Origin of the sequence: Schaalia vaccimaxillae DSM 15804, from assembly GCF_000420425.1 — a bacterium.
In the GTDB taxonomy this organism is placed as follows: Bacteria; Actinomycetota; Actinomycetes; order Actinomycetales; family Actinomycetaceae; genus Pauljensenia; species Pauljensenia vaccimaxillae.
The window spans coordinates 121236-145189 of record NZ_ATUX01000009.1; the positions used below are offsets into that span (position 1 = coordinate 121236).

Consider the following 23954-nt stretch of genomic DNA (forward strand, 5'->3'; position numbering starts at 1 on the left):
ATACTGGTGTTGCAGAGAATCTCGTGTCTAAACTCGCAGGGACCTAGGTCCTTTGTGGGGCTGGAAGTAATTTCAAAGCGATGTGAATTAGTTGAACTTCTCCCGTCGTGCGGAGTCTCTTCCGAGATGCAGCAGTGTGCGACCAAGAATTTGTCTGGGCAAAAGTTCTGCATAGTGATTTGCTCAATGGCGAAGTTTTCGCTGAGGCTAACGCTTGCCCAATGTGTTGACAGTTATGATCAGGCTAAACGCACCTATTGCCGCAGTAAGTGTCGGGGACGACTTTGGACAAGGAGGCCAATATGAGCAAGCGATCGCAGAATCGTCCGCCCGCCATGATGGACGTGGCTGCGCTCGCTGGAGTCTCCCATCAGACGGTCTCCCGAGTTCTCAATGGCACGGGAAAGGTTGCTCCGGACACTCGTGAGCGGGTGCTGGCAGCGATTGATCAGCTTGGGTATCGGCGTAACTCTATGGCGCGTGCATTAGTGACACGCAAGTCGGGCATCATAGGTATCGTCACTACGACCTCTCCTCACTACGGTCCATCTTCTATGCGTGTGTCCATCGAAGTTGAATCTCGGCGCGCCGGTTACAGCACCAGTGTGATGACGTTGGAAGATTTCTCGACTGTGTCTCTTTCGAACGCGATTGATCATTTTCTTGGGTTGGCTGTTGAAGCAATCATTGTTATAGCGCCTGTTGTGGAACTAGCCGCCACTATCCAGATGGTCCGTTCTCCTGTTCCGATTGTTGCTGTTACTGCGGCTGAAGATGTTGTTACCGAGAGGATTCGTCTGATTCGGGCTGATCAACGTGGGGGAGCACGTCAAGCTGTTCGTCATCTTTTAGACCTTGGACACCGCGATATTGCGCATATTGCTGGCCCGCAGGATTGGTTCGAAGCGAGGATGCGTTTGGAAGGGTGGCAGGCTGAACTGTCTGAGCATGGCCTCCCGGAGAGGCTTTCACATTATCGCGGTTGGGAGGGGACCGTTGGTTATGAGGCGGGGTTTAGGTTTATTCGTGAGGGCCTTCCAACTGCGATCTTTTGTGCCAATGATGAGGTTGCTCTTGGTTTGATTAAGGCTTTGGACGAGGCCGGATTATCAGTACCCGACGATGTGTCGATTGTCGGTTTTGATGATGAGCCGAAAGCAAAGTTTTTTCGTCCTGCATTGACAACTGTTAGACAGGATTTCTTGGATTTGGGGCGACAAGCCTTGGCAGCTGTTATGTCTGCGATTGGTGGGATTGATGAGGCCGAGCCGATTATTCGCCCAACTCATCTTATAGTCAGGGATTCGACTGCTCCTTTGCCGTGACGCTCTATTTCCTTTCGCTAGGAATGCTCAGTGAACGGTATAGGTCAGATCGGTGCTCTGCTGACTTGGCTGTACCGAGGCCAATTGGAATGCTTGATTGTTATCTAATGGTAATCCTAGTGGTTTGCGCCACTAATAAGTGAGCGTTAACCTCAAGGAAGTGGCAATCTGTTGTTGAGCTGTTGCCATGATCGCTTGGTACTCAATGAGGAGCAAACCATGAAAGAAAAACACTTTGCATATCGCGGTGGATTCGGTTCAATCGCAATGCTTGCAGCGGGATCATTCCTGCTAACGGCATGCTCTGGCGGAGGAGCAGGGTCCACATCGGACGGTGTTTCTTCGGGGGCTGTGTCAAATGAGGAGATCACGGTAGGTGTCGCAATGCCTACCCAGACTTCCGAACGTTGGATTGCTGACGGCAATGCAGTCAAAGAAGGTCTTGAGAAGGCTGGATATAAAGTAGACCTGCAGTTCGCCAACGATGATATTCCGACTCAGACTCAGCAGATCGATCAAATGATCACTAATGGAGCGGATATCTTGGTCATCGCCTCCATTGATGGAACGGCGCTATCGAGTCAGCTTGATGCCGCAGGTGCGGCCAATATTCCTGTCGTGTCGTACGACCGCCTTATTCGTGACAACGAGAATGTTGATTTTTATGTCTCATTCGACAACTACAAAGTCGGTGTTGCGCAAGGCACGGCATTGCTCTACGGCCTTGGCCTGACAGACAAGGAAGGCAAGAAAGCCAATGACGCACCAAAAGGGCCGCTCAATATCGAACTTTTTGCAGGGTCTCCCGACGATAACAATGCCGGTTTCTTCTTTGACGGCGCAATGGATACCCTCAAGCCGTTTATTGACGACGGAACGTTAGTTGTCAAGTCGGGCCAGACTTCTTTCGACCAAGCGGCTACTCTTCGCTGGTCTCAGGAGGCTGCTCAGAAGCGAATGGAAGACCTTTTGACATCGACCTACGGCGGGGGATCTGAACCGCTCGCGGGAATCCTGTCGCCCTTCGATGGTATTTCCCGCGGCATTCTCACAGCCCTACAGGGCGCGGGCTATGGCCCTGCCCTATCCGATGGGCTTCCTGTTGTCACAGGACAGGATGCTGAGATTGCCTCTGTCAAACTTATCAATGATGGAGTCCAGCAATCGACAATCTTCAAGGATACCCGCCTGCTTGCTGCGCAAGCAGTGAAGGCGGTTGAGGCAATCGGTTCGGGTGCAGAACCAGAAGCTAACGACACTGAAACCTACGATAACGGCGTCAAGGTTGTTCCTTCGTTCCTGCTTGAGGTTCAGACCATCTACCGTGACAATATTGAATCCGACATTATCGGATCGGGTTACTACACGGCTGAAGAAGTCTCAGCAGGCGTCTCTCAGTAAAGAAGCCGGTGGGTGGATGATCGCAAATCATCCACCCACCGCCCATCCCTGGCGAATATGGAAGAAAAATGTCGTCGAATATCTTAGAGATGCGCCGTATTGATAAGGGCTTCAACGGGGTTCCTGTGCTCAAGCAAGTCAACCTTGAAGTTCGGCGCGGCGAAGTTCATGCCTTGTGTGGAGAAAACGGTGCTGGTAAATCAACACTGATGAAAGTGCTATCCGGTGTCTACCCGCGAGGGCAATATGAAGGGCAAATCCTCTGGGAGGGGAAAGAGGTTTCTTTCTCGTCGATCAAAGATTCTGAGCATCTTGGGATCGGGATTATTCACCAGGAACTTGCTCTCGTTCCCTACCTATCGATTGCTGAAAACCTGTTCCTCGGAATGGAGAAGCCTCGAAAGGCTGGGCTGATCGATTGGCATGAAGTCAACCATCGTGCCGAAAAAATCCTGGCACGAGTCGGACTCAAGGAAGAAGTTACTGTCAAGATTGGGCAGCTTGGAGTTGGAAAGCAGCAGCTTATTGAAATTGGTAAGGCTCTCTCCAAGGATGTCAAGCTTCTAATCCTTGATGAACCCACGGCAGCGCTTAATGACAACGACTCAGCTGTTTTCCTTGACCTCGTCCGTCAGCTTCGCGACTCCGGTGTATCAATCGTGATCATTTCCCACAAACTCAACGAAATCGCTGAGATTGCTGACCGAACAACTATTTTGCGTGACGGGCAGACGATTGAGACTCTTGACATGCGCGACCCGACTTCTACGCAGAATAAGATCATCTCGCTGATGGTTGGGCGCGAACTATCGCAGCGTTATCCAAACCGAGACTCGCATATCGGCGAAGAACTTTTTCGAGTGGAAGACTGGACCGTTTACCATCCCACGCAACAGGATCGCATAATCATTAAAGACGCTTCTTTCAATGTGCGCCACGGTGAAGTTGTTGGTATCGCGGGACTCATGGGTGCGGGACGTACTGAACTCGCAATGAGCATATTTGGCCGATCCTATGGGCGAAACATAACGGGCAGGATTTACAAAGACGGAAAACAGATCGAAATTAATACGGTTTCCGATGCTATCAAGCACGGTATTGCCTATGCGACCGAAGACCGTAAGCAGTACGGGCTGAACCTTATTGACGATATTCGACACAATATTGCCGCAGCCGGTCTGTTCAAACTATCCAAACGAGGAATGGTCAACGGTAACGAGGAACTCGCTGTTGCAAACGAATATAAAGAACGGATAAATATTCGTTCGCAGTCAGTCCTGCAGATCACTGGTTCATTATCAGGCGGAAACCAGCAAAAGGTAGTCCTGTCGAAGTGGCTGTACACGGACGCAGATGTCTTGATTCTTGACGAGCCGACGCGCGGCATAGATGTTGGTGCGAAGTTTGAGATCTATACGCTGATTAATCAGATGGTGGCTGAAGGCAAAGCTGTGATCGTGATTTCTTCCGAATTAGAAGAGGTTTTGGGTATATCGGACCGCGTCTATACGCTCGCATACGGGCGTATAACAGGCGAGCTCTCAGTAGCAGAAGCCAACCAGGAAAATCTCATGGAACTTATGACAATTGAACCTTCGAGGGAGAAAGACCAGTGAGCAATACTCAAAATTTCGGCGCGATGATCAAAGGCAATCTTCGCCAAAGTGGTATTTTCTTCGCTTTCTTTGCCATTGTCGTTCTATTTGCGATACTCAATCCTTCATTCTTAAGCCCAGGCAATCTCACGAACATTGTCCTGCAGTATTCCTACATCCTCGTCTTAGCCATTGGCATGCTTTTCGTCATTGTTTTGGCACAGATCGATCTTTCGGTGGGGTCAGTAGTCGCGGTGACAGGTGCGCTATCCGCCGTGCTCGTGATCAAACACGGGATGCCGTGGTGGGTGGGGGTTCTTGCGGCGATTGCACTGGGGCTCATCATTGGGGCGTGGCAAGGATTCTGGGTTGCATACGTTGGGATTCCCGGCTTCATCGTGACCCTGGCGGGAATGCTTCTGTTTCGAGGACTGACCTTCCAGATTCTGGAGAATGTCTCTTTGTCTCCGTTCCCCAAGCCCTACTACAACATCGCAAACGGCTTCTTCAATGGTCTGTTGGGCGGTAATGGATTCGATGTACTGACGCTTCTGATCTTCGCTTTGGGGGTCGCGGGTTTCGCAGTCCAGCAGTTCCGTGCGCGTCGGGCGCGCATGTCATACAACCAGGTTGTCGAATCTATGCCTTTGTTTATCGCCAAGATCGTAGTCGTCGGTGCCATTGTCATGTGGTTTGCATATCAGCTTTCCATTTCTCGTGGCCTACCGTTGGTCCTTGTGATTTTGGCGTTGCTCGTCCTCGTTTATGGCACATTGGCGAACTCGACTCTTTTCGGTCGTAACGTCTACGCAATCGGTGGGAATATTGCCGCATCGCGTTTGTCAGGAATCAATGTGCGGTCCGTGACCTTCTTGACATACGTGAATATGGGCTTCCTGGCAGCTGTTGCAGGCGTCATCTATTCGGCGCGTATGAACGGTGCACAGCCTGCAGCGGGTAACATGTTCGAGCTTGACGCTATCGCTGCCTGTTTCATTGGCGGTGCTTCGACAACCGGTGGTATCGGGCGCATCTCTGGAGCTCTCATTGGCGGTCTCATTATGGCTGTTATGTCTAATGGCATGCAGTTGATGGGTGCGTCAACATCGACTCAGCAGATGGTCAAAGGCATGGTGCTGCTGCTTGCAGTTGCCTTTGATGTATGGAACAAACGTCGCGCAAGCTAACGTCAGTTTCCGATTCGAGTAGCGAATGGGAAAACTACCGATTGAAAGGTTGAATATGGATCACCGCGATCCGAGTACCTGGGATGCAGACTTCGCCGCCCGCGTGCGCGAAACCCGCGAAATAGTCTCTAAATTGCATGCCGAGCTCCCGCGCTGGGAACTTATCGTGTGGACAGCTGGCAATGTTTCCCAGCGAGTGAAAGGTCCTGCGCAGGACGGATCCCAGGATCTGCTGGTCATTAAGCCATCTGGCGTCAGCTACGACGATCTCACGCCCGAGGCGATGGTGGTGTGCGACCTTGATGCCAACCTTATCGAGGGCGAAGGCTCGCCCTCGTCAGACACCGCAGCTCATGCATACGTCTACAAGCACATGCCCGAAGTTGGGGGAGTAGTGCACACTCACTCCACCTATGCCACCGCTTGGGCAGCGCGCGGAGAGGAAATTCCTTGCGTGCTGACGATGATGGGCGATGAGTTTGGTGGCCCAGTCCCCGTTGGCCCCTTTGCTCTTATCGGCGACGATTCAATCGGACGCGGCATTGTTGAAACTCTTTCGGAGTCACGCAGCCCTGCCGTCCTCATGCAGAACCATGGTCCTTTCACCATCGGCAAAGATGCCAAGGCTGCGGTCAAAGCTGCCGCGATGGTCGAAGAGGTTGCCCGCACTGTCCATATTGCCAAGCAGCTTGGCGAGCCGATCGAGATTCCGCAAGACAAGATCGACAGCCTTTATAACCGTTACCAATTTGTCTACGGGCAGCATGATGCTGCGAGCGAAGAAGGAGACAAGTGATGTCCAGCTTCTACGAAGGCCGCGAGGTCTGGTTCTACACCGGCAGCCAGGATCTGTATGGTGAAGAAACCCTGCGTCAGGTCGCAGATCAGTCTCAGGAAGTTGTGCGTTTGCTCAATGAGTCAGGTTTGATGCCTGCTCCTATCGTGTGGAAGCCGGTCTTAAAGGACTCCGATTCCATTAAGCGTGCAATGCTCGAAGCCTCGGCCGACGAGAAGGTCCTGGGTGTCATTTCTTGGATGCACACCTTCTCACCTGCCAAAATGTGGATTCGCGGGCTAGAGGTTTTGTCCAAGCCGCTGCTGCACCTGGCCACCCAGGCAAATGTTGAGATTCCCTGGGACAGCATTGACATGGACTTCATGAATCTCAACCAGGCAGCTCATGGCGACCGCGAATATGCGTACATCCTGACGCGGCTGGGCGTTGCTCGTAGCACCGTCGTCGGGCACGCCTCCAACGAGTCCACCGCTAAGCGAGTGTCAGAATGGATCCGCGCCGCTGGCGGTTTCGCTGCCACATCCGAACTATGTGTGGTGCGTTTCGGCGACAACATGCGTAATGTCGCGGTGACCGAGGGCGATAAGACCGAGGCCGAACGCCGCCTCGGTGTTTCCATCAACACATGGGGCGTTAACGATCTAGTGACCGAGGTCGATGCGGTGGCTGAAGAAGATATCGACGCCCTTGTTGCCATCTACGAGTCCGAGTACGAGGTCGAGGAAAGCCTGCGTAAAGGCGGTGACCGTCACGAGTCGTTGCGTTATGCCGCGCGCGAAGAGATTGCTATGCGCAAGTTCCTCGAGGATCGTGGGGCGAAGGCTTTCACCACGAACTTTGAGGATCTGGGTGGGTTGCGCCAGCTTCCGGGTCTAGCGGTTCAACGCCTGATGACGGATGGATACGGTTTTGGAGCCGAGGGCGACTGGAAGACTGCGGTCCTCGTTCGTGCAGCCAAAGTCATGGGTGAGGGACTCGAGGGCGGAGCCTCACTGATGGAGGACTACTGCTACAACTTCGTTGAGGGTCACGAGATGGTTCTTGGGGCTCATATGCTCGAGATCTGCCCGTCGTTGACTGCTCGTAAGCCTCGTATTGAAATCCATGCTCTTGGTATCGGTGATCGTGAAGATCCAGTTCGTATGGTCTTCAATGCAGATCCGCGGCCCGGCGTTGTCGTCGCAATGTCGGATATGCGTGATCGTTTCCGGCTCACCGCCAACGTGGTCAACGTTGTTGAACCGCCTCACGATATGCCCAAGTTGCCGGTTGCTCGCGCAATGTGGGTTCCTGAGCCAGACTTCTACACCTCTGTTGAAGCGTGGCTGACTGCCGGAGCTGCTCATCACACATGTATGTCGACTCAGGTCGGTGCCGATGTGTGGGAGATGTTCGCCAAGATTGCCAAGATGGAACTTCTCGTCATTGATAGCTCGACAACGCGTCGTGACTTCAGTGCTTCAACCCGGTGGAACCAGGCCTATCACCGCCTCGCAGAGGGGTTGTGAGGGGCTAACTTTTAGTCGAAAACGCCCCCTCCAAGGCCTTGGAGGGGGCGTTTTCCTCCCAAAATGCGGATAGATTTCACGAAATCGGTGAAATCACGCCCCAAACCTGACAATTTGCCGTTCTATTCCGTAGTGTTTCCCCGTGGCCATTTTCAACGGCCCCCAAGAACGACAGGAATGAGGTTCCTACATGTCCGTGAATCGCACCGAGCTTGTTGCCCAGATCGCCGAGCGCGCCAACCTGACCAAGGTTCAGGCCGACGCTGCCCTGGGTGCTTTCCAGGATGTTCTCGTCGAGGCTCTGGCCAAGGGCGAGGCCGTCAAGGTCACCGGGCTGCTCTCCGTTGAGCGTGTTGAGCGCGCCGCCCGCACAGGCCGCAACCCTCGCACCGGCGAAGAGATCCAGATCCCCGCTGGTTACGGCGTCAAGCTCTCGGCTGGCTCGACCCTGAAGAAGGCTGTCGCCAAGTGAGTCTGATCTGAAGACTAATAATCGAGGGGTGGGTGCAACGGCACTCACCCCTCGATTTTCTTTAGTCGGTGATCTCCAGCAGCGACTGCCTGCACAGATGTAAGCCACCGAGAACTCCCGCTTGAGCGCCCGACGTGGCTGCTTCAATCGTTAAGGTCCTGGTAATCAATGGGTGGCATCCGGTGTAGAGAGAAGCGCGTACTGCCGCCAGGAACGGGCTGATGGTGGACAGGCGCCCCGAGATAAAGACTGCTTGGGGGTTGAAGAACCCGACGACTGTAGACAGTGCTTCGCCCAGGCGTGAACCTGCCAATCGCATGAGGGCGACTGCTTGGGGATTCGCGTCCAAAGAGGCATTAATGAGGTCCTCGTATGTGGCCTCGGATCCCGATATCTGCTGCCATTGCTGTGTCAGCGCTCGCCCGGAAACAACTGTTTCGAGACACCCGCTTTTCCCGCAATCACAGGCCATGTCGCCGAAAGCAGACATACGCACGTGGGCGATGTCGCCAGCAGCGCCGCTGGCTCCGCGGTGAATGCTCGATCCAATGATGAGGCCTGTTCCTAATGCGGACCCAGCTTTGACGGTAACGGAATCAACGAGACCCGAGTGGGCCAGATGTTCGCCCAATGCCATGAGATTGGCGTCGTTTTCGACCAGGACGGTGGTGTTGAATCGTTTTTGGATGTGGTCGACGACGGGGTAGTGGTGCCACCCCGGTAACCGCGATCCCGAGTCAATCCATGAATGCGCGTGATCAATGGGCGCAGGTAATCCAATGCATATGGCGCCGAGCGGGGTTTGGGGGCTGTGCTCATCGATGAGCTGGGTGAAAGCGTCAGCTAAAGCATCCAGAGTGAGCTGAGGTCCCAGAGAAGTGTCGATCTGCAGGTCGCACTCGGCAATGATTGAAGCGTTCCCGTCCGCGAGGGCGATCCGAGCGTGACGTGTCCCTAAGTCTGCTGCTATCAAGTTGAGTTGGGTGCGGGCATAGTGGAGTTTCTTTGATGGGCGTCCTCCCGTTGAAGGGGTTGTGATTCCTTCGAAGATGAGGCCTGCGTCGATGAGCTCGCGGGTGCGCAGGGAAACTAACGAGGCGGAGGCTGGCAGGAGATTCATTAGTTCTCCTCGCGTTGTTGCTTCTCCAGTCTTGACGAGGTTGAGGATGCGGTCGTGGATGTCGAGGAGCGCATGGGGGCGGTCCTTGTTCATAGTGGCTCCCTTTCGTCCAGTAGGTCATTGACTTTTTGCAATAGTTATTGAAGATTCGTTGCCGGCGGCTCTTGTTATAGAACTGTAAGCTTTGATTTTGTGAGAGTTTTTAATTTTGATCTAGTATCTTCTCTATTGGAACAAAGGTGCTCTAATAATGCAAGAGATTGGAATAAGTGTTCATGACTCGACCGACAACCCCTGAACAGGCTGCAGCACAGGCCTGGTTCGATCACGAGCGCTTCGGTCTCTTCGTGCACTTTGGGCTCTACTCGGTTGCAGCACGCCACGAATGGGTGATGACACGCGAGCGCACCCCGGTCGCTGACTACGAGAAATACGCGGACTTCTTCAACCCCGACCTCTTTGATGCTCGCCAGATAGCGCGTCTGGCTCAAAACACCGGTATGGGGTACGCGGTTCTGACCACTAAACATCACGATGGATTTTGTCTCTGGGACTCCAAGGTCACCGACTACACCTCTGCCCGCCATCAAGGTCGCGACCTCGTAGGTGAATGGGTCGAGGCTCTGCGCGCGGAAGGCCTGCGCGTTGGTCTCTATTACTCCCTCCTCGATTGGCATCATTCCGACTTCACGTACGACTTCCACCACCCCAGACGTGACGACCCAGATGCCCGTGAGCCTCACCCCGAACGAACAATGCAGGCCTACCGCCAGTACCTCAAAGACCAGGTTCGAGAACTGCTGACCAACTACGGCCAAATCGACTACCTCTTCTTCGACTTCTCATACCCGTGGGAATCTGAAGGGTGGAAAGGTAAAGGCAAAGACGACTGGGGATCACAAGAACTCCTCGACATGTGTACCCAGCTGCAGCCGGGCATCATTGTCAATGACCGGCTCGACATCCCCGCCGACCTCGTCACCCCCGAGCAATACCAGCCATCTGCCCCCATGCAAGTAAATGGCAAGCGAGTGCGGTGGGAAGCGTGCCAAACACTCAACGGCTCATGGGGATACGACCGCGATAACTTCGACTACAAGAGCCCTGACATGCTCGTGCGCATGTTGGTCGACACTGTTTCCAAGAACGGCAATCTCATCCTCAACATCGGACCCGATGGCCGAGGCGCGGTCAGCTCCGCTGATGAGCAGGCGCTGGCAAGCATCGGACAGTGGATGAAGCTGCACCGAGAATCGATTGTGGGAGCCGGAGTTGCCGATGGATTCCAAGCACCCGAAGGCACAGTTCTAACACGCAAGGCAGACCGGCTCTACGTCCATCTCCTTCACTGGCCCTTCGGACACCTCCACCTGCCCGGACTCCAAGGAAAAGTCCGTTTCGCTCGACTCCTCAACGACGGCTCCGAGATCCGAACCTATCACCTTCCGCCTGAAGCAGAAGCACTGACTACCGAACCCGGTGGTCAGCCGGAAGGGACGCTGACACTGGTGCTACCCGTACGCAAACCCGACGTCCTCGTACCAGTCATCGAACTATTCCTCAACGAATCGGAAGAAGAAACACTTCCCCGTTCATAACAACCATCGCATTTCGCTACCTCAAAGGAGAGACACATGAAGATGCGCACTACCGCGGTTGCCCTGTCGACCGCAATGATCGCCGCCCTGGGACTGGCCGCCTGCTCCGGGGGCTCGGACTCAGCCAACTCGGGTTCGAGCGGCGACAAAGTGAAAGTCACATGGAACATGTGGGCCGGATCTGAAAACGATGAAAAGTGGGTCTCTGATACCGCTGACATCGTCAGATCGCAAAATCCCGACATCGAATTGGACACCCAAACCGCTTCCTGGGGTGACTACTTCACCAAACTCACCGCCAATGCTTCAGCAGGGCAGATGTCATGCGTGACCTCGATGAATGGGCAGCGCATCTCGACATTCCATGAACTGCTATCGCCCCTGACCGAAGAGGATCTCAAGACCGCTGGCATCGATGCAGCGAACTTCTCCGACGGCGCCCTGGACATCCTCAGCTACGACGGCAACCTCTACGGCATTCCCTACGACGTCGCCGCAATGATGGTGTACTACAACAAGGACATGCTGGCCGAAACCAACACCCCCGAGCCAACGTCCGACTGGACCTTTGATGATTTTGTAGCCACCGCAAAGGGAGCGACCACCGACGCTCACAAGGGCTTCGGTATCGGCATGGGCGAGTTCCAGTGGATGGCCCTGCCTATCGCCAAATCCGGCGTTCAGCCCGTCGACGAATCCGGCAACCTACAGCTGACCGATCCCGCCTGGGTGGAGGCTGCCCAGTGGTACACCTCCCTTGTGACAAAGGAAGGCGTTGCTGACCCGGTTCCGTCCGCATCTGAAATGGGCTGGGGCGAAGAACAGTACTCGAACGGAAACGTCGCGATGGCTGTTGACGGCACCTGGAACGCTCAGGGCTACTTCACCAACGAAGCGGGCTTTAAGGCCGGCGCCGTGCGCCTTCCCAAGGGTGAGAACGGTTCAACGGGTCTGGTTCTCGGCTCCGGCTACGGCATCGCCGCATCCTGTGAGGGTGCTGAGCGCGAGGCCGCTCTCAAGGTCCTGGGATCCCTGGTCTCCAAGGAAGCACAGGATCTCATTGCTTCCTCCGGTCGTTCCTACCCGTCCTTGAAGGAATCGCAGCCCCTCTACTTCGAGTCCCTGGACGAGTCCTACCGCGAAGAGGTTCGCGCGGCGTTCGACGCAGCCTTCTCGGGTACCGTCGGCCAGAATTCGACCGCTTCGTGGGTCCAAGTCAACGAATACTTCTCCCCGAACCTCGTGTCGGTCTACTCCGGCGATATGCCGATTGAAGAAATGTTCGACTCGGCCCAAAAGCAGTTCGGGTCTAAGTGATCCGTCGCTGAACTGAAAAGAAACCCTGATGCCTTCTTCACCCGCTCAGCGCCCACGGCGCTCCAAGCTGGCGAAGATCGAGTCCCGCCAGGCGCTGGTCTTTGCCAGCCCAGCCCTGGTGGGGCTCGCCCTCTTCACCATCATCCCGGTGGTCTTGTCCATCGTCATGAGTTTGTACGACTGGCCGGCTTTTGGCCAACGCAGCTTCGTCGGCCTGGAGAACTACAAATACCTTGTTACTGAGAGTCCAGACTTCTGGCCAGCCCTACGCAACTCTGTGATCTTCACGGTCCTGTACGTTCCTGCAAACATCATCGTCTCGCTGACAATGGCTTTCATCGTCGGCCCCCGCATTAAAGGACGCAACGCCTTCCGTGTTCTGTTCTTCATCCCGGTGGTCACCCCGATGGTGGCCAACGTGCTGGTGTGGAAAATGCTGCTGCAACCTCAGGGGCTTTTCAACGGTATCGCTCAAGGATGGTTCGGAATCGAATTGCCGTCCTTCCTCGCAGATAAATACTGGGCGATGATCATGATCGTTGTCATGTCAGTGTGGCAAGGTGCCGGGTACAACATGCTGATCTTCTCGGCCGCCCTCGAGCAGCTACCTGACTCCGTTATGGAAGCCGCTCGCATTGACGGCGCGACCGGTATGACGATGCTCTTCAAAGTCATCCTGCCGATGATTTCGCCGTCGATCTTCTTCGCGGCGGTCATGACGATCATCTCCTCGCTTCAAGTCTTCGTCCAGCCCCAGATGCTCACGGGTGGTGGCCCCGGTAATGCGACTCTTCCTCTCGTCATGTTCATCTACAACACGGGCTTCAAGTTCCATCAACTTGGCATGGCCGCAGCAGCAGCGTGGATCCTATTTGCCCTCGTCATCCTTGTGACGGCATTCCAGTTCAAGGCCCAGAAGAGGTGGGTGCACTATGAGTCTTAAAACCACTGCTGCCGGGCGAGTGAAGACCAAGCCCGCCACACTGAGTAAAGTTGGTCTGTTGGGTGGACAACCCACGCGTGGAAAAGACTTCATTGCGCATGTCATTGTCTGGCTTGCTGCTGTCTTCTTCGCCTCTCCGCTGATCTACGCATTCTTCTCATCCCTAAAAGCTAAGGACGAGATCTACGCTGTTCCCCCGACCCTGTTTGGGGATCGGATCCGGTGGGAGAACTACGTTGAAGTCTTCACCTACGGACCGTTCTTACGCTACATCGGCAACTCCTTCCTCATTGCCATCTTGGGAACGATCGTTGTCCTGGTCGTTTCCTCCACCGCGGGATACGCCTTCGCTCGACTTCGTTGGCGAGGACGAGAAGCTGCCTTCGTCGCTTTCTTGGCGACAATGATGATCCCCGCGGAAGTCCTCGTCATCCCGATGTTCATCCTCATGCAAAAGTTCGGATGGGTGAACACCTACCAGGCACTCATCCTGCCTTTTGCGTTCGGAGCCTTTGGGACATTCCTTATGCGACAGTTCATGCGCGGCATCCCCTACGAGCTCGAAGAAGCAGCGCGCGTTGATGGGGCAGGACCTTTCAGGACATTCGCGCAGATCATCCTGCCGCTAACGAAGTCTGCGATTGCCGTTCTGGCGGTGTTCACATTCATGAGCTTTTGGAACTCCTACCTGTGGCCTCTGATTGTCACGGTCGACTATTCGAAGCTCGGCACACTGCCGGTCGGACTTGCGTCCTTCTCTTCGCAGAAGGGAACCCGCACAGAGCTGCAGATCGCAGCCTCGATGATCTCCATGATCCCGACGACGGTGCTCGTCGTCCTCTTGCAAAAACACCTCATTAAAGGCATCTCGATGTCTGGAATGGGCGGGCGCTGACCTCATCTGTCTACCAGGTCGGCATGCGGTGCAACGAAGCGACCACCTGCCGGCCTGGCCTCGCCCCACACTCTTAGCTGGAGAAAGCATGACCAACCGTCCCCGGATTGCCGTGTGTGGCATCCACATTGAATCCTCAACATTCACCCCCTACCTTTCCACTGCTGACGACTTCACAATTACCCGCGGAGACGATCTTCTTGCCAGATACTCTTGGCTAGATGCGCCGTGGGCCACCAGCGTGGAATGGATTCCGATCCTGCACTGTGGCGCACTTCCAGGCGGAGTCGTTCGGCGTAGCGACTACGACGCGTGGAAAGAAGAAATTGTCGATGGGCTTTCCCAGGTTGGTCGCCTCGATGGCCTCTTTTTTGATATCCATGGCGCCATGTCGGTTGAAGGCCTCGACGACGCTGAAGGTGATCTGATCTTGGCAATCAGACAGGTCATAGGCCCAGATCCAATGGTGTCGGCCTCAATGGACCTGCACGGTAACGTGTCAAACATCCTCTTCGATCACTGCGACATCCTCACCTGCTACCGCATGGCGCCCCACGAAGACGCCCTCGAATCGCGTGAGCGAGCAGCCCGCAATCTGTGTGAGCGCCTCCTCAATCGGCAACCAAAACCGGTCAAAGCCCTAGTACACGTCCCGATCCTGCTGCCTGGTGAAAAGACTTCGACACGCATTGAACCCGCGAAGTCCTTGTACGCGATGATCGAACCCATCGAAGCTATGGAAGGCATCCTCGACGCGGCCATATGGATTGGCTTTGCTTGGGCAGACCAGCCTCGATGCAAAGGCGCTATCGTTGTCCAAGGTGATGATGCAGAGTTGGTTGAGCGCCAAGCGCGTATCCTCGGGCAAGCATTCTGGGACCGCCATGACGACTTCGAATTTGTTGCCCCCGTGGCATCGATGCAGGAATGCCTCGACTTCGGTTTGACGGCTCAACGTCCATACTTCATCTCTGACTCGGGTGACAACCCGGGCGCTGGGGGAGCAGATGACGTCACAGTCGCCCTCGAAGCTCTCCTCAATTGGGGCCCAGTCCAAGACGCATCCCTGGACGTCATCCACGCGTCCATCGTCGACCCTGCCGCTGCCCAAGAGTGTTGGCAAGCCGGTGTCGGCTGCGAGGTCGAGCTCGAAGTTGGTGGGCACATTGATACTCGCAGCCCCGGTCCCCAGCATGTCACCGGTATGGTTCGGGCGCTCGCGGACGATCCGCGCGGTGGCCACACAGCGGCCGTGACGACGGGCGGTTTAACACTGATCGTGACAACAAACCGCAACCAGTACACCGAATTCGAGCAATTTGAACGCTTGGGGCTCGACATCACTCAAGCCGATGTTGTTGTTGTCAAGATTGGGTATCTCGAACCCGACTTGTACGACACGCAGCGTGACTGGCTCATGGCATTGACTCCTGGTGGAGTTGATCAGGACTTGATCCGCCTAGGGCACCACCACATTGAACGTCCCATGTTCCCCTTCGACCAGGACATGGATCTGGGCGAGCTGAATGTACGGGTTGTGTCGCCATGATTGCCCCATGCTTCGGCGGTATCGACGTCGGCGGTACCGCAATTAAATGGAGGATCGTCGATGAGACGGGCGAACTTGTTGACGAGGGACAAGAAAGAACTTCGCCTCACGACATTGCCGTTCAAGCTCCTCAAATTGCTGCTGATGTTGCCCGGAAACATCCACGTTTGGCGGGGATCGGCATCATTTGTCCCGGAGTCGTAGACGAGGGCGCAGGCCGCGTTGTTTTCGCTTCGAATCTGAGTCTTGCTGGCGTTGAGCTAGCGAGCCTGGTCGAGGACGCGACCGGTGTGTCAACTCGCCTGATGCACGATGGCCGAGCCGCCGGATTGGCAGAGGGGCTCATGGGTGCGGGACGCGGAGCTTCCTCATTCATCATGATGCCTATTGGAACCGGTATTTCGGTCGCTCTTATGCTGGGCGATAGTTTGTGGGCGGGGGCAACGTTTTGTGCTGGAGAAATTGGACATTCGCCGATTTTTCCCGAGGGCGAGGCATGCCGGTGCGGCCAGCGCGGCTGCCTTGAGGTCTATGCCTCAGCCAAAGGTTTAGCTCGCCGCTATCGCAATGCAACCGGTGCCGATATTGGTGCTCGGGCCATTGAAAGACAGCTGGGGATCGACCCGAATGCGACGAGGGTGTGGGATGATGCCGTCTACGCGTTAGCAGTATCTCTCACGCAATTAACACTGACGGTGGACCCGGAGCGCATCATCATTGGTGGTGGCTTATCCCATGCAGGCTCCAACTTGTTGTCTCCGCTGCGAGAACGCGTGAGGGCCATGCTCAAATGGCGCGATGCCCCGCCTATCGTTGGTGCTGAGCTTGCGGGAGATGCTGGCAGTTGGGGAGCTGCAATTCTGGGGGCAAAGGCCGCAGGTTCCACCAGCTACATGACGTGGAGGATCACGGGTGACAGTCGTTGAAATATGCGTCGAGGACGCCGCAGGTGTGGCGCTAGCCAGGGATGGGGGAGCAGATCGGGTTGAGCTGTGCCGCGAATTGACCTGCGGGGGATTGACACCTGACTTCGGCATGGTTGAACAGGCGCTCCAATATGCTCCGCTCGGTGGCATGCAGGTGCTGGTGCGCCCTCGTCCAGGAGACTTCGTGCATACGCCAGAAGAAATCGAGCGGATCGCAGCGGATATTCGGGCTTTGGCAGTTATCGGCGAAGGAGCCCGAATCCCAGTGGGCTTTGTGGTTGGGGTCTTGGGCCAGGACGGCACCATTAACCGCGATGCAGCTCAGCGATTACGCGAGGAAGCAGATGAGGCACCTTTGACGTTCCATCGGGCTTTCGATTGCGTGACTAACCAAGAGGAGGCTCTTGAGGAACTGATGAATCTTGGTTATGACCGCATTTTGACCACTGGTGGCGATCAAAGTGTGGCGCAGCCTCAACGTCTGCGAAAACTGGCGAATATGGCAAACGACCGTCTGATCATCCTTGTGTCAGGGGGACTGCGAGCACACAATGTGGCAGCTATTGCGCGCCAAAGCGAGGCTCGAGAGGTTCACATGCGTGCGCCTGCAGAAAATGGTTCATCATCAAGTACCGATGGGGATGAAGTCCGCCGGATCATGGCAGCATTGGGGCGCGGAGTTTAATCACATGCTCTCGATGAGGGCCTTGAGATCGAGGAGACTCCCATAGGGGGTCTTACAATGGGACCATGCGTGACGCCCTCGATGAACCTATCGGACCAGGTGCCCCCGGCAACCCTGGTGGTCCTTCGACCCAGTCTTCGACTGGCCTGCTTGAACGCACTGAGGTCGAGCAGGAGAAATCCCCCGGTGACGGTGATCGATTCGCTCACTTCGTGCGTAAAGACAAGGCTGATTCGTCAATGATGACCGGCCAACCGGTGGTCGCTTTATGCGGCAAGGTGTGGATTCCAACTCGAGACGCTTCGAAGTATCCGGTGTGCCCAACATGTAAGGAACTGCGTGACTCAATGGGTAAGAATGGTCGGAATTGGCCTTTTTCTGACGGGTCGGGAGGCTCTGACAAGTGAGTCCGGCTCAGGATCGGATCCCGGGCCCAACTCATGCGTCTTCTTCGGCTGCGCGCGCAATGCCGCCAGCTTTTCCGGATCGGGCTCCCAGAGGATCGGCTGGAAATCTGCGCGCTTGGCAGGCAGAAGCACTGGCACAGTACATGCAGACGTCGCCCAAAGATTTCTTGGCAGTAGCAACGCCGGGCGCAGGAAAGACCACCTTCGCTTTGCGAATCGCCGTCGAACTCATCGGCCAGGGTATCGTCGACAAACTCACGGTTGTGTGTCCCACGGAGCATCTTAAGGGGCAGTGGGCTGAAGCTGCGGCCAGGGTGGGAATTCACATTGATCCAGCGTTTTCGAACTCCCAGGGACGCGCAGGATCCCACTTTGACGGTGTTGCCGTGACCTACGCTCAGGTGGCGTCAAACCCGATGGTCCATTCGGCGCGCACTCGCGCCTATAAGACCTTGGTGATTCTGGACGAAATCCACCATGCAGGCGATGCCCTGTCGTGGGGTGATGGAGTGCACGAGGCTTTCGAGGACGCCGTGCGACGCCTGGCCTTGACGGGTACGCCCTTTAGATCTGACACGTCTCCCATTCCCTTTGTCCGCTACGTCGAGGACTCGCAGGGTATCCGCAGGTCTCAAGCCGATTACACCTATGGTTATGGCGACGCTTTGCGGGATCGAGTGGTGCGCCCAGTGCTCTTTATGTCGTACTCGGGACAAATGTCGTGGCGCACGAGCGCAGGCGATGAGGTATCTGCCCGACTGGGAGAACCTCTAACCAAAGACATGGCGAAGCAAGCGTGGCGAACGGCGCTCGATCCGAAGGGCGAGTGGATTCCTGCGGTTTTGCGCGCTGCCAACCAGCGTTTGGAGGAAGTGCGTCGCCAGGTGCCAGATGCCGGTGGACTGGTCATTGCCTCAGACCAGACTCAGGCGCGAGCCTACGCCCGTCATTTGCGGATGATCACCGGTAAGGCAGCAACCTTGGTGTTGTCTGACGATGCTGACGCCTCTGATCGTATCGACGCATTCCGCCAGTCTGATGACAAATGGATGGTGGCTGTGCGCATGGTGTCCGAGGGCGTGGATGTTCCGCGATTATCCGTGGGTGTGTACGCGACGAATACCTCGACCTCTCTATTCTTTGCCCAGGCTGTTGGCCGTTTTGTGCGCGTACGTAACCGGCGCGAAACGGCATCGATTTTCATTCCATCTGTGTTGCCGCTACTGACGTTGGCGGGCGAAATGGAAGTCGAGCGCGACCACGCCCTCGACCGTCCGAAGAAAGACGAGGCCGACGAGGACTCCATGTGGAATCCCGAGGACGCGCTCATGGCCCGCGCCAACCGGGCCGAGGGCGCATCCGATGATCTTTTGAGCCAATTTGAGGTATTGGGATCTGACGCAGAATTTGACGGGGTTCTATTTGACGGAGCCGCGTGGGGATCGGGCGCTGAAGTCGGATCCGAAGAAGAGCAGGAGTACCTGGGCATCCCAGGTCTTTTGGACGCTGACCAGGTGACTACCCTGCTGAGGGCTCGCCAAGCTGATCAGATTGCAGCGCAGAAGAAAACGAAGGCTGCAGCTCAGCAGCGAGAAGAAAACTCGGGAATCTCGGAGCACCGTCGCCGCGCAGCCAAACGTAAGGAATTGCAGCATCTGGTGTCGTCGTGGTCTCGCAGATCTGGCGACACCCACGCGGTCATTCACAGCCAATTACGTCAACGCTGCGGTGGTCCGGAGGTTGCCCAAGCAACAACGGACCAAATTGACGCGCGCATTGCTCTTTTGCGAGAGTGGTTCGTGGGTCGACGCTGAGTCTGCCGGCAGGGAATGGCAGACGCGAATATGCGTTGGCTTCGCCGACGGGACGACCCGTCGAGTGCCATCGCCTGGGGACGGCCCCGAGAAAGGGGAGGCCCATGGCTTGGGTAATCCTCATTGTTTCTGGAATGTTCGAGGCCGTGTGGGCCGGTGCGCTGGATAAGCTCAGCGAAGGATTCAAGTGGGTTCCGCTTCTGGTGTTCCTCGTTGGCGCACTTGTGTCCATGGGTGGACTCATGGTGGCCATGAGAGATATCCCTGTGGGCGCGGCCTACGCAGCGTGGGCAGGCGTTGGCGCGGTGTCGACGGTGACCTACGCGATCCTGTCGGGCGCAGAGGCTGTCTCAGTCCTCAAAATCCTATTGGTGCTGGTCATCATTGCCTGCATTGCAGGCCTACATGTGATCGAAGGTTAAACCTGGACGAGCAGCCCAGGAGCCTCAAACAATCTTCTCGTAGCGCGTAGGAATTGCGGTTTCGCCCTCGGACAAGCGCCACGCCTGGTAGGGAAGCTCGTTGCGCGAACGAATATGGCGCTCCTGGGCCTGCTCCAGTGCTTCCACTCCCCACAAGTCAGCGTTAATAGCGCCGTCAACCACCAGGGGAATCTGCAAGGGGCGGGCGCCCTGGGCTTCGAGGGTTTTCTTGGCTTCATCCTCACTGTCGCCAACGACAAGGAGTTCTTCGGCGGCGTAGCCGTCTTCGTCCAAAACACGGCCAGCAGTCTTCTTGCCTCCAACCGTTGACTTCGATTCGGACTTCTTGGCAACCGGGATGGCGTTGCCGTCCTCGTCATAACGCACAACCAGCTTGTAAACCAGCGCTGCGGTGGGCACACCCGAACCGGTGACGAGCTTGGTACCCACGCCATAGGAGTCAATGGGAGCAGCTCCCAATGCTGCAATCGCATATTCATCGAGGTCGTTGGTCACGGTGATCTTGGTTGACGTTGCACCCAACGCGTCCAGCTGCCCGCGGACCTTGAAAGCTGAAGCTACCAAGTCGCCCGAATCCAAACGAACTGCGCCCAATTCTCCGCCCGCAGCACGTGCAGCCTCAACGGCATTGATCACACCCTGCTCGACGTCATAGGTGTCAACGAGCAAAGTAGTGGAGGGGCCGAGCTTGGCAATCTGAGCGTCAAAGGCTTCGCGCTCAGAATCGTGCAGCAAAGTGAAGGAATGAGCGGCAGTACCAATTGACATGATTCCATAGCGCTTGGCCGCTTCCAGATTGGATGTTCCTTTGAAACCGCCGATGATGGCAGCCCTGGCAGCCGAAACTGCAGCGCGCTCGTGCCCGCGCCTAGCCCCCATATCCATGCAGGGGCGGCCGTGCGCTGCGATTGTCATTCGTGATGCTGCCGACGCGATAGCGCAATCGTGGTTGAGAATCGACAGAAGCAGTGTTTCCAACAGGGTACATTCCGCGAAAGTACCCTCCACGGTCATCAGTGGCGACCCGGGGAAGAAACATTCGCCCTCGGCGTATCCGCGGATGTTGCCAGAAAACCGGAAATTTTTGAGGAAATCCAGGGTCTCGGCTGAAACGATCTTTTGAGCGTGGATCCAGTCGATTTGGTCGGGCTCAAACTCGAAGCGTTCCATAGCTTCTAAGACGCGTCCTGTGCCTGCTACAACGCCGAAACGACGGGTCGCGGGCAGTCGACGTCCGAATACCTCAAAGGTAGAGGGGCGAAGAGCCGTACCAGCTTTGAGCGCAGCATCGACCATGGTCAGTTCGTACATATCCGTTAGCAGTGACGTCGAATTTGAAGCAGGCATATGAACAACCTACCGGTTCGCTGAGGTTGACGGCGGACGAAAGGAGTGAAATGGCCAAACCGTACACGTCGATGGGCTGGCCTGTTTAGGGTGTCAATATGTCGACGGGTATCACCATGCGTCTCCAGAAAGAAGCTTCCGTGTCTGCGCGGGCGTTCGGAAAGTGGCGAACAGTGGTGCTTAACGATCCGATCAACCTCATGGACTACGTGACGCACGTGCTGCGCCGCCACTTTGGATACTCCTGGGAAACGTGCGAATCGTTGATGATGCAGATTCACACGAAGGGCAGAGCCGTCGTGTCTGAAGGCCTCAAAGAACGTATGGAAGCCGATGTTGTTGCCATGCATTCCTACGGTTTACACGCCACTTTGGAGCCGGTTATTGACGGTGGAGATTCGCAATGATCGGTGCCTTCACCTGGGATGAAGGAGCATATCGAGCTCGCATGAGCGCCGACTACAACGTCATGCTTCGTCAGCTCATTCACGAAATTCTCATTGTCTTAGATGAGCCGGGCTCTCACGCAATGGGCACGATGGTGGCGGCCTCGACCTCGCTGGAAACAGACCGTGATGCGCCAGTAGAACGGGCGCTCGGCTACCTACTGCCCACGATGAGTTCTGATCCGCGCACTGCCTCAGAATTACGGGCAATGACCGAGGATCATTTGCGCGGCGAAAAGTCTTCGCGCCTACGCAAAATGATGGAGTCGTTGCGCCAAGCCGCTGAGCACGGTGATGAAGAGATTTGTCTCGAGGGCAAGGACGTGTGGGAATGGCTGGCAGCGCTCAATGATGTGCGTCTCGGTTTGGCGGGAGAACTGGGGCTGGACACCGATGCTGATGCCGACAGAATCGTCGACTTAGCAATGGCGGAGCCAACTGGCCAGCGTGATCAGAGTGCCGCCGCCGTGTACATGCTCCTCACCTGGTGGCAGGATTCACTACTGCTAGCAATGAAATCGAGGCCCTTGGAGAACTAGTGTCCTTTCTATGGACAACGCGCCAATCGGCATTTTTGATTCGGGCCTGGGAGGCCTCACGGTTGCGCGCGCCATTATTGACAAATTGCCAGACGAACAGATCCTCTATCTGGGGGACACTGCTCGAACTCCTTACGGTTCGCGCCCCATTGCCCAAGCCAGAGCTTTTACCCTGACCTGTTTGGACGAGCTGGCATCCCGCGGCGTTAAAGCCATTGTTATTGCCTGCAACACTGCGACGGCAGCAGCACTATCAGATGCCCGTGAACGCTACTGGATTGACGCTCAGATTCCAGTCATTGAGGTGATCACTCCTGCCGCCCGCCAGGCTGTGTCCACAACGCGCAATGGCAAAATCGGCGTAATTGCCACCGCTGCCACCGTTCAGTCGGAGGCGTATCTCAATGCGCTCGCCGCAGTTCCAAATATTGAGGTTCATCAACAGGCATGCCCGCGATTCGTAGAGTTTGTCGAGGCCGGTGTCACCACCGGAAAAGAGCTTGAAGACGTGGCGCGAGAGTATCTTGCTCCGCTCAAAGAAGCGGGCGTGGACACCCTCATTCTGGGATGCACACACTATCCGCTTTTGACGGGCGTTATTGGCCGTGTGATGGGCCATGGCGTGGCCCTGGTGACCTCATCTGAAGCCACCGCCAACGTGACCTATAACGAACTTACTGATCGTGGTCTGCTTCATGACCCGTGGGCGGATGGGCAAGGGCCACAACATCAATTCCTCACCACTGGTTCCGGAACGAAGTTCCCGAAGCTGGCGCGTCGTTTCCTTGGCCCTGAGGTTGGCCAGGTTGACCGAGTCAACCTGCAGGCTCCAGGGGTGATCGCATGAAACTGACGGTTGTGGGATGCACGGGTTCAATGTCGGGCCCGGCCTCGCCTGCGTCGTGCTATTTGGTTCAAGCGATAGGCGAGGATCCCGCCACGGGCTTAGAGCGGCTTTACACGGTGGTCTTGGACTTGGGACCCGGTGCTTTCGGTGCGCTGTGGCGTCATGTTGACCCGCGTGAACTCGATGCCGTGTATTTGTCTCACTGTCACGCCGATCACATGGGCGACATTATTTCCCTTCAGGTGCACCGACGTTGGGGCCCTGGGGTGGGCTTGCCTGCGCTGAAGGTCTTAGGGCCAGAAGGCACCTTGGATCGCATTCGTCAGATCGACGGGGGAGAAGATCCGGGTGATTTTTCCCTGGAATTTGACGTTGAGACATTGAGCGCGGGCGCGGTTTTTGAAGTTGGACCGATGACTTTAACCGCGTTCCCAGGTGTCCACACCGTTGACTCTTTTGGCGTACGCATCGATGGGCCTTCCCAGGAGGATCCGAAGGGTCAAGTGTCGCTGTTCTACACCGGGGATACTGACGAATCTGAGTCGATTGCCCGCGGAGCGCGCAGTGTGGATCTGCTCTTGTCGGAAGTCGGTTTTACTCAAGCAGACACTGCCGAAGGAATCCACTTAAACGGTGTGAAAGCTGGGGCTTTAGCCGCTGACGCACAGGTCGGTCGCTTAGTGGCCACACATATTCAGCCCTGGACTGACCTAGGTGTTGTTGAGGCGGAGCTGCGCCAAACATGGTCTGGACAGCTCGATTTCGCGGCTGCGGGAGCCATCTACTCGATCTGA

At 56.0% G+C, this 23954-nt stretch carries 23 protein-coding genes; 21 read left to right on the forward strand and 2 right to left on the reverse strand.

The features are described 5' to 3' along the window. The first annotated feature begins 302 nt into the window (after window positions 1–302). The 7 genes from G439_RS0108445 to G439_RS0108475 all read left to right on the forward strand — a co-directional run bounded on the left by G439_RS0108445 (window position 303) and on the right by G439_RS0108475 (window position 8284). Window positions 303–1325, forward strand: a complete 1023-nt coding sequence (locus tag G439_RS0108445) for a LacI family DNA-binding transcriptional regulator (RefSeq protein ID WP_022868749.1) — start codon at window positions 303–305, stop codon at window positions 1323–1325. A gap of 219 nt (window positions 1326–1544) precedes the next feature. Beyond that, the gene (gene chvE / locus G439_RS0108450) at window positions 1545–2726 is read left to right on the forward strand and encodes a multiple monosaccharide ABC transporter substrate-binding protein (RefSeq protein WP_022868750.1); all 1182 of its coding nucleotides are present in this window, start codon (window positions 1545–1547) and stop codon (window positions 2724–2726) included. A 68-nt stretch (window positions 2727–2794) separates the two neighbouring features. Next, complete coding sequence (locus G439_RS0108455) at window positions 2795–4342, forward strand: sugar ABC transporter ATP-binding protein (protein ID WP_022868751.1); 1548 nt, start codon at window positions 2795–2797, stop codon at window positions 4340–4342. Continuing rightward, the gene (gene mmsB, locus G439_RS0108460; RefSeq protein WP_022868752.1) at window positions 4339–5508 is read left to right on the forward strand and encodes a multiple monosaccharide ABC transporter permease; all 1170 of its coding nucleotides are present in this window, start codon (window positions 4339–4341) and stop codon (window positions 5506–5508) included. Before G439_RS0108455 ends, mmsB begins: the two co-directional genes overlap by 4 nt. Before the next feature lie 55 nt (window positions 5509–5563). Next, complete coding sequence (locus G439_RS0108465) at window positions 5564–6304, forward strand: L-ribulose-5-phosphate 4-epimerase (protein WP_022868753.1); 741 nt, start codon at window positions 5564–5566, stop codon at window positions 6302–6304. Then, window positions 6304–7812, forward strand: coding sequence for an L-arabinose isomerase (gene araA, locus G439_RS0108470; protein WP_022868754.1), 1509 nt, complete (start codon window positions 6304–6306; stop codon window positions 7810–7812). Before G439_RS0108465 ends, araA begins: the two co-directional genes overlap by 1 nt. Window positions 7813–8002: 190 nt before the next feature. Then, window positions 8003–8284: an HU family DNA-binding protein gene (locus G439_RS0108475; protein ID WP_022868755.1), complete on the forward strand. Its 282-nt coding sequence runs from the start codon at window positions 8003–8005 to the stop codon at window positions 8282–8284. 61 nt (window positions 8285–8345) lie between these two features. On the opposite strand, the gene G439_RS11685 is transcribed toward G439_RS0108475, so the two are convergent. Next, entirely contained in the window at window positions 8346–9497 is a 1152-nt protein-coding gene (locus G439_RS11685) for an ROK family protein (protein ID WP_022868756.1), read from the reverse strand. Window positions 9498–9679: 182 nt separating this feature from the next. Here G439_RS11685 and G439_RS11690 point away from each other — a divergent pair, with 182 nt between their 5' ends. The 10 genes from G439_RS11690 to G439_RS0108530 all read left to right on the forward strand — a co-directional run bounded on the left by G439_RS11690 (window position 9680) and on the right by G439_RS0108530 (window position 19960). Beyond that, on the forward strand, window positions 9680–11002 hold the full coding sequence (locus tag G439_RS11690) for an alpha-L-fucosidase (RefSeq protein WP_022868757.1): 1323 nt from the start codon (window positions 9680–9682) through the stop codon (window positions 11000–11002). 36 nt (window positions 11003–11038) lie between these two features. Next, window positions 11039–12319 (forward strand): ABC transporter substrate-binding protein, encoded by a 1281-nt coding sequence (locus tag G439_RS0108490; RefSeq protein WP_022868758.1) that lies wholly within the window; start codon window positions 11039–11041, stop codon window positions 12317–12319. 28 nt (window positions 12320–12347) lie between these two features. Continuing rightward, the gene (locus G439_RS0108495; protein WP_022868759.1) at window positions 12348–13262 is read left to right on the forward strand and encodes a carbohydrate ABC transporter permease; all 915 of its coding nucleotides are present in this window, start codon (window positions 12348–12350) and stop codon (window positions 13260–13262) included. Further along, the gene (locus tag G439_RS0108500; RefSeq protein ID WP_083940839.1) at window positions 13252–14157 is read left to right on the forward strand and encodes a carbohydrate ABC transporter permease; all 906 of its coding nucleotides are present in this window, start codon (window positions 13252–13254) and stop codon (window positions 14155–14157) included. The genes G439_RS0108495 and G439_RS0108500 overlap by 11 nt, the downstream gene beginning before the upstream one ends. Before the next feature lie 88 nt (window positions 14158–14245). Further along, entirely contained in the window at window positions 14246–15706 is a 1461-nt protein-coding gene (locus G439_RS0108505) for a M81 family metallopeptidase (RefSeq protein ID WP_022868761.1), read from the forward strand. Beyond that, the gene (locus G439_RS0108510; protein ID WP_022868762.1) at window positions 15703–16632 is read left to right on the forward strand and encodes an ROK family protein; all 930 of its coding nucleotides are present in this window, start codon (window positions 15703–15705) and stop codon (window positions 16630–16632) included. Before G439_RS0108505 ends, G439_RS0108510 begins: the two co-directional genes overlap by 4 nt. Then, complete coding sequence (locus tag G439_RS0108515; protein ID WP_022868763.1) at window positions 16619–17317, forward strand: copper homeostasis protein CutC; 699 nt, start codon at window positions 16619–16621, stop codon at window positions 17315–17317. The genes G439_RS0108510 and G439_RS0108515 overlap by 14 nt, the downstream gene beginning before the upstream one ends. A 65-nt stretch (window positions 17318–17382) precedes the next feature. Beyond that, the gene (locus G439_RS0108520) at window positions 17383–17724 is read left to right on the forward strand and encodes a DUF3039 domain-containing protein (protein ID WP_022868764.1); all 342 of its coding nucleotides are present in this window, start codon (window positions 17383–17385) and stop codon (window positions 17722–17724) included. A gap of 59 nt (window positions 17725–17783) precedes the next feature. Then, window positions 17784–19538 (forward strand): DEAD/DEAH box helicase, encoded by a 1755-nt coding sequence (locus tag G439_RS0108525; protein ID WP_040434937.1) that lies wholly within the window; start codon window positions 17784–17786, stop codon window positions 19536–19538. Window positions 19539–19642: 104 nt separating this feature from the next. Beyond that, window positions 19643–19960 carry a DMT family transporter gene (locus G439_RS0108530; protein WP_022868766.1) on the forward strand — a complete coding sequence of 106 codons (318 nt, stop codon included), beginning with the start codon at window positions 19643–19645 and terminating at the stop codon, window positions 19958–19960. 24 nt (window positions 19961–19984) lie between these two features. Here the strand turns inward: G439_RS0108530 and G439_RS0108535 are convergent, their stop codons facing one another. Continuing rightward, a complete protein-coding gene (locus tag G439_RS0108535) occupies window positions 19985–21328 on the reverse strand; it encodes a nicotinate phosphoribosyltransferase (RefSeq protein ID WP_026459557.1) in 1344 nt (447 codons plus the stop codon). Window positions 21329–21426: 98 nt separating this feature from the next. On the opposite strand from G439_RS0108535, the gene clpS reads away from it, so the two are divergent. The 4 genes from clpS to G439_RS0108555 are packed head-to-tail and all read left to right on the forward strand — an operon-like array spanning window position 21427 to window position 23954. After that, on the forward strand, window positions 21427–21735 hold the full coding sequence (gene clpS, locus G439_RS0108540; protein WP_022868768.1) for an ATP-dependent Clp protease adapter ClpS: 309 nt from the start codon (window positions 21427–21429) through the stop codon (window positions 21733–21735). Beyond that, window positions 21732–22313: a DUF2017 family protein gene (locus G439_RS0108545; protein WP_022868769.1), complete on the forward strand. Its 582-nt coding sequence runs from the start codon at window positions 21732–21734 to the stop codon at window positions 22311–22313. The genes clpS and G439_RS0108545 overlap by 4 nt, the downstream gene beginning before the upstream one ends. A 10-nt stretch (window positions 22314–22323) precedes the next feature. After that, complete coding sequence (gene murI / locus G439_RS0108550) at window positions 22324–23160, forward strand: glutamate racemase (protein WP_022868770.1); 837 nt, start codon at window positions 22324–22326, stop codon at window positions 23158–23160. Next, a complete protein-coding gene (locus G439_RS0108555) occupies window positions 23157–23954 on the forward strand; it encodes an MBL fold metallo-hydrolase (RefSeq protein WP_022868771.1) in 798 nt (265 codons plus the stop codon). The genes murI and G439_RS0108555 overlap by 4 nt, the downstream gene beginning before the upstream one ends.